This window comes from Dyadobacter sp. CY327 (assembly GCF_021390415.1).
In the GTDB taxonomy this organism is placed as follows: domain Bacteria; phylum Bacteroidota; class Bacteroidia; order Cytophagales; family Spirosomataceae; genus Dyadobacter; species Dyadobacter chenhuakuii.
The window spans coordinates 831,886-844,412 of sequence record NZ_JAJUXJ010000001.1 but is presented as its reverse complement, the minus strand read 5'-3'; the positions used below and the strand labels follow the sequence as shown (position 1 = coordinate 844,412).

At 46.7% G+C, this 12,527-nt stretch carries 8 protein-coding genes; all 8 read right to left on the bottom strand.

Going from position 1 to position 12,527, the window contains the following annotated elements; all coding sequences use genetic code 11:
• Position 1: 1 nt before the first annotated feature.
• A complete protein-coding gene (locus LZG74_RS03625; RefSeq protein WP_233795241.1) occupies positions 2-883 on the bottom strand; it encodes an anti-sigma factor domain-containing protein in 882 nt (293 codons plus the stop codon).
• A complete protein-coding gene (locus LZG74_RS03620) occupies positions 880-1,425 on the bottom strand; it encodes an RNA polymerase sigma factor (RefSeq protein ID WP_026631344.1) in 546 nt (181 codons plus the stop codon). The genes LZG74_RS03625 and LZG74_RS03620 overlap by 4 nt, the downstream gene beginning before the upstream one ends.
• Positions 1,426-1,677: 252 nt before the next feature.
• Positions 1,678-2,406: a gliding motility-associated ABC transporter permease subunit GldF gene (gene gldF / locus LZG74_RS03615; RefSeq protein ID WP_233795240.1), complete on the bottom strand. Its 729-nt coding sequence runs from the start codon at positions 2,404-2,406 to the stop codon at positions 1,678-1,680.
• 32 nt (positions 2,407-2,438) lie between these two features.
• Entirely contained in the window at positions 2,439-2,954 is a 516-nt protein-coding gene (locus LZG74_RS03610; RefSeq protein WP_233795239.1) for a DUF4199 domain-containing protein, read from the bottom strand.
• Positions 2,955-2,997: 43 nt separating this feature from the next.
• Entirely contained in the window at positions 2,998-3,558 is a 561-nt protein-coding gene (locus LZG74_RS03605) for a DUF4199 domain-containing protein (RefSeq protein ID WP_026631341.1), read from the bottom strand.
• Positions 3,555-4,838 carry a dihydroorotase family protein gene (locus tag LZG74_RS03600; RefSeq protein ID WP_233795238.1) on the bottom strand — a complete coding sequence of 428 codons (1,284 nt, stop codon included), beginning with the start codon at positions 4,836-4,838 and terminating at the stop codon, positions 3,555-3,557. Before LZG74_RS03600 ends, LZG74_RS03605 begins: the two co-directional genes overlap by 4 nt.
• Positions 4,839-4,892: 54 nt before the next feature.
• Positions 4,893-5,273, bottom strand: coding sequence for a glycine cleavage system protein GcvH (gcvH, locus tag LZG74_RS03595; RefSeq protein ID WP_233795237.1), 381 nt, complete (start codon positions 5,271-5,273; stop codon positions 4,893-4,895).
• A gap of 77 nt (positions 5,274-5,350) precedes the next feature.
• Complete coding sequence (gene sprA / locus LZG74_RS03590; protein WP_233795236.1) at positions 5,351-12,514, bottom strand: cell surface protein SprA; 7,164 nt, start codon at positions 12,512-12,514, stop codon at positions 5,351-5,353.
• Positions 12,515-12,527: the final 13 nt, after the last annotated feature.

Genomic DNA, 12,527 nt, shown 5'->3' with positions numbered 1-12,527 from the left:
TTTAAACGACTTTCCCCATCACATACATTTCCTCCATGGTTGGGGTAGGATTACCGCCTTCTTTTTCCAATGTAATGGCAAAAGCGACTGCACCTGGTTTTGTATTTTTCATTTTAAGCACTCTTCCGGAGAATTCCTGATCGATCATACCATTGTCAACGGGCTTTCCATCCACAATGCTCCAAAGCTGATATTGCTTTCCTGATGGCGGCTTTGGCAAGTTCTGCACGTCCAGCAAAACCTGATTGGTTGCCGTGTGCCAGAATGCTGCTACCGAGCTCTGAGGAGATTTTTCCAGTCCGGCCAGATGCACCGTTTTATACTCCGGATTGCGGTAGAGGCTTGCCAATGATTGTGCATAGCTGAAACCTTTCTCCAACGTTCCCATTTTGGAAGCCATTTCCTCATTGTCCTTTTTGACTTTGGACATTTCGGTTGCCGACCAGCCTGCGAAAATCGCCAGCAAAACAGAAGCTGCAACAGCAAGCCGCGCCCAGAATGGCGTAACCACTTTCGTTTCAACGCTGTTAAAGACATTATCGATCACCCTAGGCTCTTCCTGCGTAACCGGGCGCATGTTGCCGGTTACCGGACCCGCTTCGAAATGTGTACTCTCGGTTTGCTCGTCGGTGTTTGTATCGTCTATCTCCTGTACGGAATCAAAATTCATTTTGGCAAAAAGCGATTCTTTCAAAGAAGCGGGCGGAGGCGTCTGATGTTTCAGTGCATATTCTTCCAATGCGCTTTCAGTCCTCAGCAGCTCTTCTTTTATCTCAGGGTAAATATGAGACATGCACTCCACTTCCTGTTTTTCCTGAGGAGAAACAGTGCCCAATACATATTCCTCTAATATACCGGACTCTATGTAGGCTTGGATATTCATACTGCAAAGTATTGTTTTAACTCTTGTAATGCTGTTCGGATCCTTGATTTAACAGTTCCCAGCGGGATACTCAGCTCCTCCGATATTTCTTCATGCGTGTATCCCTGAAAATAGGCCATGTCAATGAGGATCTTCCTTTCGGGTCTCAGCATATTCACAATGGCTTTCATCTCCGAACTTGATGTCAGCGAATCTTCATATACGTCCCTTTCATTCTGGACTGCCTTGTTGTCGATATCATCCATCGCTGGTTTTCTTCCCTCAACCCTTGCCGCATCGATCGCACCGTTCCGTGCAATGTTCATGATCCATGTAAACAGCCTTCCTTTTTCCGGATTATAAGAAGCTATATTCTTCCAGATTTTTAAAAAAGACTCTTGCAATACATCTGCGGCGCGCTCCTCATCCCTCAACGTTTTTGAAATGATATTAAACAAAGCTCCCGAGTAATGGTCGTACAGGAATTCAAAAGCTGTTCGCTCATTTCTTTTCAGAGCCAACACCAATTCCTCTTCCGAGTATTTTAACTTACTAGTCGCCAAGAGTTGCTTAACATTTAATTGTATGTTACTAAATGGCAATCTAACGAATTTTCGGAAGAACCGGTCACGGCTATTATAAATTATTGTGTCCTGGCTCCAGCCATCAAAAACTGTGGTTAGCTGCGGTAATGAGGGTATCCCGATAGGGGCATAAGTTACATTCATGATAGTGTGTTTTTTCTTGATATACGAACAACACACCGGAAAAGATCAATGAAGGACTAACTCTTGCCGAAACCGCTTTAAAATCGTCTATTTCCTTATCTTTTCGATCCTTATATAGGCAAGAGACAGGAACAAAGCCATGAGGCTGAGGAGATAAATAATGTTTCGCGAATCGACAAGGCCTTTTCCCAACGCAAGATACTGCTGATCCAGTGCTCCCCAATTAAGTAACTCGGAGGCAATTCCTACTCCTGCAAGTTGTGCCAATGCAGTAAAACCTACATACCAGACGAATGCGATAAAGACACATGCAATGAATGCGACGATCTGGTTATCGGTGAGAGAGGATGTCCAGATCCCCATGGAAACCAGCACGCCGCAGAACAGCAGAAGGCCGATATAGGAACCGAAAACGGCAGCAGAATCCACGTTGCCCTCGGGGTTGCCCAGTTTGTAAACGCTGTAATAGTAAATGAGGGTAGGCAAAAGGGTGATGGCCACGAGGACCCAGTTTGCAAAAAACTTGCCCAGTACAAGCTCAATGTTGCGCAATGGCTTGGTTAGCAGCAGTTCCAATGTCCCGTTCCTGGCTTCTTCCGAAATCGAGCGCATCGTAATAGCGGGAATCAGAAAAAGCAGCACATACGGAGCCAGCTGGAAAAATGAGCCCAGATCGGCATAACCGTAATCAAGAATATTGGAATCAGGAAAAACCCAGACAATGAGACCAACCGCGGTCAGGAAAGCGGCCATCACAATGTAGGCGATCAGGGAATTGAAAAAGCTCCCTATTTCCTTTTGAAAAATTGCAAACACATTGAAAAAATTTAAACCGAAACTGCTGCGAATTATTCAAAAACCGGCTTTTCCCTGCGGATAATGGCTGCCACGACCAATGAAATGATCAGTCCCATTACAATATAACCAAACACACCTATCGCAAAAACCACTCCGGGCGACATTACTTTCTGGGAAAGCTCCATAGCCTGGTCAATCTGCGAATCGTCCAGCCCTCTTCGCTCCATATCCTCACGTACCTGGTCCATTCCCTGCGTAAGCAGTGTATTATCAATAAACTGCATGTAAAACATCGAAAAAGCTGAACTCAACAAGCCCATTACGGCTGAGACCAACGTCCCCAGGCCCAACCCCTCGCCGTACGTCATGTAACCACGGTTTTTTTCCCTGAAGTTTTTCATCGCCAGCACAATGGCTACCACCATGAACACGAACGACAAAGAAGACAACATCTTGTTCTGGGACAACCCCGCAATATTGATGATTGTCGAGTAGATCATAATCACCACGGACGCCAGCACGCCATATTTCAGGGCCACACGAGCGGTTGACGCTTGTTCTTCCATTTTTTAAGATTGTTTAGGTAAGGCAAATACTTGGTGATCAAATTTAAGCTTTATTATGAAACACACCGTAATCCTGCTTTCTGAAAATAAGCGAAATAACGAGGATCGGGATGATCGCCATCACGGTTTTCTTGCTTACCTCATCCATAATGATCTCCGAACGCTCCATGCTCCCCACGCCATTGTACATTTTGGTAAATTCAGCTTCGCCAATGTTCTTGACCAACTCCGCTTTGCCTTCGAGCATTAAAGTCTTCATTTCGGCCAGATAATTGGTAAAAACAGATGGATCTGCATAAGTCACAAAAAAGTAGATCAGCCAGCCGGCTATCAGCGCGCCCAGGGTGTTCACTACATAACCGATTGTTAATGCTTCCCACAAATGCAGGAACCCTTTGCCGACATATTTCCGGTAATACCAGCAAGCGCCGGCTATCAGGATAATGTGTATACCAAAATCGAGGATCTTGTTGTTTCCCAATGGCACAATGTCCATGAAGTAAAGTCCCAGAAAGAAAAGGAAAACGAGCACGCCGGTGATCAGCCCAAAGATCAGGGAGACTTTTAAAAGGGGTTTGTTAAAATATTCGATTATTGATTTCATAGATACCATTCCTGTTTTCCGTTATTGACAACGCCTCTCACTTTTCCACGCAGCTCTTGTCCCAGAAATGGTGTATTTTTTGATTTCGAAAAGCTTTTATTAAATGTCCAGTTCGTGTCCTTTTCAAAGAAAGTAAGGTTCGCCAGCGCGCCTTCTTCCAGCAAAGGGTCCTGTAATCTCAAAACCCGGCGCGGTCCCGAAGTGAATTTTTCAATGATGTCCTCCACACCTAATCCGCTGTACATTAATGCAAGCGAAAATGCCGTTTCCAGGCCGGTCATACCGAAATCCGCATGGTCAAATTCAAGATTCTTACTCTCCTCATCATGTGGGTTATGATCCGAAACAATGGCGTCGATGGTCCCGTCAGCAAGCGCTTCCTTAATTGCCTCCACATCTGCCGCGGAACGGAATGGAGGGTTCACTTTCAGGTTTGTATCAAAATTAATCAGATCACCGTCCGTAAAAGCGACCTGGTGCGCGGCGATGTCGCAGGAAACGGGCAAACCATTCTTTTTCGCTTCCCGGATCAGTTCTACGGCTCTTTTTGAAGAGATTAATGAGATGTGTAATGCGGGGGAATCAGATTTATACATGCTTTTTTCAAGCGCGTATTCCAGCAATTTCAGGTCCCGGTTCAGCATCATTTCTTCTGCCAGGGAAGGAATGCCTTTCATGCCGATCAATGTGCTTGTCAGGCCCTCATGCATCTGCCCGTAAAGCGTCAGTTGCCTGTCTTCCGGCCGGTTCATCAGCAACGCATTGAGCGGTTGAAGATATAATATGGTTTTCAAAAACAAATCTGCATTCTGCACCGGATGTTCGCCATCGGTAAACGCTATGGCGCCCGCCTCATGCAGATCGATCATTTCAGTGAAGTCAACGCCCTCGGCCTTCCGTGTTACCGACGCGGCCACATGCAGCTTCACCAGCCCGCCCGAGCCCGATTGGCGAATGTAATTCAATGTATCCTTGCTATGAACGACAGGTTCAGTATTGGGCAGCAGCACAATTTCCGTAAAACCGCCATGCGAAGCCGCAGCGCGTACGGATACGAGATCTTCTTTATGCTCAAACCCCGGATCACGCGAAGCCACGCGCATATCTACCCATCCTGCGGACACATATAGTCCATTACCTTCAACCACCTCCGCACCATCTGCGTCCAGGTGGTCTCCTATCGATTTAATGTTTTTGCCTTCAATCAGAATGTCCTTAATCTGGCCGTTGAACGGAGATTTTTTATCAATGATCTGAACTGAACGGATTAATAATTTCATATATAAGTATTCAAAACAAAAAAAAAGCTCCAAAACGGAGCTTCAACCTTAATATCAGGCACCTATAAACTTTTCGTATTCTTCGGCGGACATTAAACCTTCCTGATCGTCGGGATTGGTCAAACTGATTTTCACCATCCAGCCACGACCGTAAGGGTCCGTATTTACAAGTTCAGGCTCTCCGTCCAATTCTTCATTCACTTCCAGCACTGTTCCTGCAACCGGGATAAACAGGTCAGAAACCGTCTTAACCGCTTCCACTGACCCAAAAACCTCTCCTTTTCCCACTGCATCTCCCACCGTGTTGATGTCGACGTACACAATGTCACCCAATTCATTCTGCGCATGGTCCGTAATGCCAATGGTCGCTGTATCGCCATCGATGCGAATCCATTCGTGATCCTCTGTATACTTAAGTTCTGCCGGGAAATTCATGGTTTAATCAGGTAAGTTGTAAACATCTTTAGTAACGCAAATTACAGGATGTCGGTCGTATTTTCCAAATCAAAAAGTTATTCAGCCAAATTGAATTTCAACTGTACACCGCCGGACGTGCTTGCCCGGTAAAAGGAATTGGAAACCAATGGATCGTTAAATGTCCTGTCGAAATAAAACTGCACGCTTAAACGATTGTTAACCATGTAATTAACCGTGGGGCGGAGCTGGAAGTTGATGTTACCTGCAATGGGGATGTTCTCACCGTCAAACTTCCGTTGTATGGACCTCGTATCGCGGAAAGTAAGTCCCAGCTGCATCGTCATATCATTCTTCAGTTTCTTCTTGACCCCATTGATCTTGAACGGGATGGCCACATTGTTTTTGGTAAAACCAATATTCACCGTTACATCCTGGTTGAACAGTTCCGCCATCTGCGAATTGGACAGGTTCAACGCAATGGTGCGGTCCCGGTTGTATTCGATCCTGGCGGTAACCCTGCTCTGCGTCCTGAATTCAACCCCGACAAGCGGCTGGAACTTCTCCGACAATGTGATTGTGCTCATGGAAAACACCGGAATGTATTGTCCGAGCTCATTCAATCTTTGTGAAAGAGGATAACCCGTTACCGACAGGTTCACATAAAGTGCCTCATAATCCAGCGAAGATGTAAAGTTTCCAACGCTGTACTGCGACATGTATTTATGCCGCAAAGTGAACGAGCTGAAAAGTCGCTTAAAGCCCGCAAGCTGCGAAAGGCCATTGTAACTCAGATCCCAGTTCGGCATCGGGAATTTCAGGAACGGGTTTGTCCGCACGGTCTGCGGATCCTTGCCTGTATAAGCTGCAAAGAATGACGAAATCAAAACGTCCTGTGAAGTTTCATTATACTCTCCGCCACTCTGGTTTTCCGCATTCAGACGATCCCTCAAAATAGCACGGTAAGCTCTGAATTTATCAAAAACAGGAGAAGAATTATCGCGTTTCATTTTGGCAAAAGCCGTTCTGAATGACAAGAACGACATACTGAACTGTCCATTACGCAGCGGGCTTTGGGACACAAAGTTACCTGATGCATCGGGCCGGTAAAATTCCTGGTAAGCATCCTGCCGTGTAAGCCGCGCTTCAACGATCAGCCTGAAATCCTTGAACGGTTCCAATGTGGTGTTGGCGGAGAAGTTCTTTGCAATGGTCTGCTGGAAAGGCATATTCTGCTGCTCACTTTTCGTGATCCAGCCTTTTTCAGCGGCCTTGATCTGGAAATTCCGGTCTTGCTGCCCGAGGACAAATGGCAGTCCGGGTGCATTGGTGTTATCTATTCCAAAATAGCTCGGTGCGCGCAGGTAACCCGGAAGCGCCGTTGTTTCCTGAATCGAATAACTCACATTAATCCCCCGAACGGTCATTAAGGCACGCGTCACGCTTTTCAGAATGTCCGTTGTGCGCATATCGATTTCCTCAATATCACCCGGGCTTCTTGCAAAATTTTTGCGTCCCGCCGAAGGTGTGTTGGCAAATTTCAAATAGCGCAGTTTGTTATAAAGCAGTACAAAATCCACCTTACCGGTAACCCCACGGTCTTTGCTGTTACGGATAATGTCCCCGAATGGCAAGCCTAATGTGTCTTTTAACCCAAATGCATTGGCTTGATATTGATAGGCAACCGAATGTTTGTAATCGGCTGTCATCCAGTCCAGAAGCGGAATTTTATCCAGAGGCAAGCGATAAGTCAGATCAATCTTTTGGTCAAAATTCTTCATCCTGCCCAGTTTCTTGAAATTGGTCCAGAGCGAGTCTTTTTTCTCAGCAGAGTTAATATCGCCCATTGGCTCGTCGATGATCGAGTTGGCCGTTGAGTTGTAGCTCAATGTCATATTCCGGGTCAGGTTCCAGCTCAGGTCATAATAGCGATTGAACCAGAAATATTTTTCATACAAAGGCTGAATGCCGTCCGTCGTCAGATCCGCATTCCGAAGCTGTGTTTTAAGGAACCGGCGGTCAACATCTGTACGGATAGAGACCATGTTAGGCAGTAATGTCAGGTTTACATCCTTGATAATATCCGCCCATCTGCTGGTTGCTTTCCAGTTTTTGAATGGCTCCATAGGCTTCGGCTGACTGCTGTACACGTAAGAAATGCCGCCCCGGTAATTGCGCTGCGCATATTCCTGGGTAAGAATGTTCCTCCGCTTGTCATCACTGAATGCATATGTAAACGAGAAGTTCTCAAAATCATAGAAGTGATTCCGTGCTCCGGGCTTGGTCTTGATTTTCCTGACATTGGAAAAATTAATCCCGCGTTTGATGGCATTTTCCTCCACCATACGCCGGTAACCATCCCGTTCTTCATCCGATTGCAAATTTCCGAGCGAAGTTTCGAGCGGTGTATCCGGGTCGAGCGGATTGAAATGCGGCTTTACATTGCGCCGGTCATAGCTCAGGAAAAGCGGAATGCTGAAACCCCAGCTTGCGGGCAGCAGTTTATCCAATGCCACATTCGTTGAGACACCATATTCGGTCGTAAAATTACGGGAACGCTCGCCTATCCGCTGTTGCACGCTTCCAAAACCGAATGTTTCCAGCCTTCCGGAAGCAGTTAATGTTGCAAAATCTGCGAGTTTCGCATTCAATTGCGCAATGGCCGCAACGCCGCCTGTGTCGTCAAAGCCCTCTACGTGCATTTCATCCACCCAAATACAGAAGCTTTTCGGGCGTTCGTCCTGGGATTTGGGGTTGCGCATCCCGATCATCATGACGCGCACCGAACTTAGATCCGGGTTACCGACCACGGTTAATTTGTATCTGCCGTCGGCTGTCGTGATCGTGTAAGGCACGCTCAGGTTTCTGTCCAACTGGCGGTTACGTTGTGCTTTGGCTTCGATCAGATCGGCCAGGGCAATGTTCAATTCGTTCTCTTCCGGCCAAACTTCCCGATCAGCTGACTGGCCCGGCAATGTTGCTTTCAGGCCGGAAAGGTCTATTTCGTAGTAATTTTGTGTAAGGTCTGTACCAATCCGCATAAATGCGCCCACCATACGGTCTTCACTCAGCTCATTCTGCATGTGCACATACATGCGCAGCCTTTTGCGGAACAATAAATCCAGGTTCACATTTTTGAAAACCGCTCTGGAATCGCCATCGCGCAAATCTGTCACGCATAAGCTCATCGATTGTTCATTCAACAAGAGCGGGGGACGCTGCGTGTTATCCTGATCGCGCTTCCAGTCTGGCGGAATGGCGTAAACGTATTTATTTGTAGCGTCTGTCTGCTCCTGGCCATTCTCTTCAATGCTAACCGTTCCGACAGTGAATTTCGCATCATAAGGCTCGGGAACTTCCTGTAAGCCAGGCGCGTCCAGGTTAGCTGTATATTTTCTGTATTGCTGACCAACCATTTGCAACTGCGCAAAACGCAATACGACAGGCTGCTGGAAATCAGTCAGATACATGCGCATAAAACGGATCGACTTAAAGCCGTTCATATTGCCAATCACTCCTGAAAACTCCTTGATAGGAACCCGGAAGAGATACCAGGTTTGCTGATCGGCTGTATTTACTGTTTTATCAACAATGTATCCGTTTCCAACCGCCAGCTGGTTTGGTTTCAGGTCAATTTCATATTCATAATAAGACTCGTTGTCATTGATCGTGTTATCCACGTTCATATCCTCGCCATCCGGCACATTGGTTGAAGCAGGCGTCACATCGGCGTTTCTGCCAAGGCTTTCGGGAGAGTTGTTCTCCATACCAATGTAATTCTTGTAACGCTGCAGAACTTTTAGATTGGCACTATCCAGACTTGCTCCCAGGAAGAACTGGAAATCGTCCCCGGAAGGGTCACCCAAAATCTGCTCGCGTGCTTGGGCGGTCAGGTTAGCGGGCAAACGATCAATGAATGGTTTGAAAAAACGACGCTCCTCTTCATTATTCAATCCATCCAAACCCACATCCTGCCGCTCACGCGCACCGGATTCGTTACTGAATGCATTAATCAGATATTGCGACTTCGTTACGTAACCCCAGGCCGTAGAATCAACATTCACGCCAACTTGTTTGGGCACAATAGGAAGCCCGTTTTCAAAATTGTAACGCTCGTCAGGAATAACATCTTCTGAAATATCACCCAAGTTGAAAACCAGTTTCCCACCGGTTGTGTTGGGTTTTTCATCTCCGCTCCCATCCCGAACTTTCCCCAGTTCATTGTTAATAAAAGGGTCCAGCATCCAGAATTCGATGCTTTCAATGTTCGCATTATCAAAGTCATTATCCGAAGTGATCGCTCTGCTGATCGCACCAAAATTTTGCCTTGGGTTTTTCAAACGACCATTAGGCAGCAGGTCAACATTGTAGTTGTACATGCCGCGCTCGCTTGGGTAATAAGCAATGTCGAGGACATTTTGCGGATAAGATACCAGTCCGGCAATCGCACGACGCGGGAAAATTTCATTGGGTAAATAAAGTCTCTCGTAGTAGTAGCTGCGATCCTGGTCGTCCAGGTTGCCCGGAGGATCATAGCCGCCGCCCAGCCCTTGCGCACCGCCGAATATGTTATCCACTGTATAAGCAGAGATTTTCGCGCGCCTGTAGGCATAATCCAATGTCTTACCATCCGTTCCCTGCCTGAACTTTGGCGGAACACCTGCCAGCCGCCATTTCTGTGGTTGCCTTGAAAGGTCATAAATGGTTCTGGTCGCTTCAAAATCGTCCACCAGCGAACGGTTATTGACATCTTTAGAAACACCCGGTAGAATCTTGGCAAATTCACCCTTGAACTGAATGCTCGACATTTCTTTAGTCTGGATCAACGGCAATGCATCCAACCATTTGGTCAAGAAAGGCACGTCTTTTCTGAAATTGATATCAAAACCGAGCATTGTATTGTTAACCGGTTCATTTCCGATGGACACCCTCGTTAAGAAACCAGCAGGACGTTCCCTGTATTTCATAATCGTGGCGCCAATGCTCATATCCCGGCTTACGACGTAATCCAGGCGCGTTCCCAGCAAGGACCGGATCTGGTTCTGGAACATATCGGGCCGTTCGTATTCAATAACGATCTCCCTGCCCGAGTTCATCACGCTGCCATTAAGGATACGGACCCGGCCGATTTGCGCTTCAACAATATAATCTGAGCCCGGTGAAAGAGGGACGCCGCCGGAAGTGACGGTAACCGAAGTTTCCAGAACACCGAACGGAAGCTGGACTTCTGCTCCACCGCTGGATTGATACGAACCTTTAATGAAAAATTTATTGCGCTCAGAAACCTGCTGCGCATCGATCATAGTTGTGGAATACAGCTCACCGAACACATATTTGTTTCTGAACTGCTCTTCGCCGGCACCAAATTTCTTGGACAGATTGCTTCCAAACGGCTCCAAAACCGGGAAGATAATGCGGCCCGATTTACTATCCACCGTAATCCCGTCCACAAAATCGAAGTTTCCGTCGGGTTGCAGATCATTAACCGGGTTCAGCCTGTCGAGGCCCATTAAGCGGATCAATGGGATGTTGGCAATGCTGCTTTCCTGCAAGTTTGGGTTATCAATTCCGGTTTGGTCATCCTTATAAATGATCCGTAACTGAAAACCCTGCTTATCCATCTGGCTGGTTCCCAGTGCATAAATGTTTTTCATCATCAGGTTCCACATAGGAAGCTTTGTGTTGTTCCTGATCGTGGATGATTTCAGCAATTTTAATGCAATAACCTCATTATCCCGGCGCGCCTGATAATCCTCGGTAAGCTCACCCACTTTAAATGCTCTTCCATTCAATGTATATTCGTAAGAAACGGCCAGCACTTCGTCGTTTCTCAATGCATTGGTTAAGGAGATGTAACCAAGCTGTGGGTGAAATGTATAGTCACGATCAGCGATCAGCCTTTTGGCTCCTCTCAGCAACTCATAATCGACCGCTTTTTCCAGTCCCAGGCTTGTAATCGCACTATTTGTGTTATCAACTTGCCGGAACGATTCATTAGTTGTCAATGATTTATAAAGCCCATTGGCAGCATTGTCAGCAGGCGAAGTAGAACGGATAGGCTGTAAACTTGGATTAGCCGACTTATAGGGAGCAGGTTCTCCTAAATCCGCGAAACCGACAACGTTTCTGAGCGATTCCGTGGTGGTGGTGCGGTTAGTAACATACACCTCCATACGCGTAACCGTCACGCCCGATGTAATGGTTGGCGTGTTCTTCAACGAGCTCTCATAAATGTTCCGGAAATATTGCGACAGGAAGAAATTTCGGTTTTCGTCGTAAGTATCGGCACGCAACTCAAAATCCCTGCTTTGCGCCCCTCCTCTTAAAACAATTCTCTCTTTACTGGATTTCTGCTGCGAGGCGACAACGGTTGCGCTTAACCGACCGAATTGAAGGTCTGTTTTCAAACCAAAAAGGTTCTGAACACCGGGGATCAGCTGGCTGTTAATGGCCCAGTTGATGTTACCCGCTTCAATTTTCCGGATAAAGCTTTCTTCCGGGTTCTTATAATTCAGCTTAATGGCATTTTCAAAGTTGAAATTAGCCTTCGTATCAAAGTTGGTTTGGAAGCCAAGCTGATCACCCAGCCTTGCATCAAAATTAATGCTGATCTGCTCATTAAAAATGAACTGCGTATTCCTGCGTTGCCGTATCGGGATGGCCGGGTTATCCAGGAACTGGTGCATTAAGCCCAGATCCAGCGACACAAAACCGGTGGGTTTGAAATTGATAAAATCATCTCCCAGCAACTTGGAAAGTCCAGGCGGAATGTCCAGTTTTGGCAATAGCCCCCGCGAACCCATGGCACTTTTTCCATCCTGCCTGCCAGCATATTCACGCAGCAGACTTTTGAATGCACGATCTTCCTGAATCTTGTCATAAGTGGAAAGATCCATCCGTTCCGGCGCCCGGTAATTGAAGTTACCAGTCGGGGTTTGGATGCTTTCAGAAACGGCTACTTTACCAGCGCTGTCCAGTTGAATGGATACATTGGCCGGATCACGGAGATAAAATGGGGAGCGTGGCCTTGGTTCAGCAATGCGGTTGGAATAAAAATCTTTCCAACGCATAATAAGCTGACTACCAGACCTATCTATTTTCTTTTTGGAAGAATCTTCTCTTACAGTATCGGCAATAATTGCCCAGTCCTGCGCCTGCCCGGAATAAGGTTCGTCCATATCAACGGATACATTCGCTAACAGAACAGCGCCTGTTGATATGGTTAATGCCTTAAAAAGAAAGGAGTAAATCGTTGATGACAAGGTATTATACTTA

Excerpts from the sequence above, each read along its gene's own strand:
- LZG74_RS03625 (WP_233795241.1), bottom strand. The coding sequence starts at position 883 with ATGAATATCCAAGCCTACATAGAGTCCGGTATATTAGAGGAATATGTA.
- LZG74_RS03610 (WP_233795239.1), bottom strand. The coding sequence starts at position 2,954 with ATGGAAGAACAAGCGTCAACCGCTCGTGTGGCCCTGAAATATGGCGTG.
- LZG74_RS03605 (WP_026631341.1), bottom strand. The coding sequence starts at position 3,558 with ATGAAATCAATAATCGAATATTTTAACAAACCCCTTTTAAAAGTCTCC.
- LZG74_RS03600 (WP_233795238.1), bottom strand. The coding sequence starts at position 4,838 with ATGAAATTATTAATCCGTTCAGTTCAGATCATTGATAAAAAATCTCCG.
- gcvH (WP_233795237.1), bottom strand. The coding sequence starts at position 5,273 with ATGAATTTCCCGGCAGAACTTAAGTATACAGAGGATCACGAATGGATT.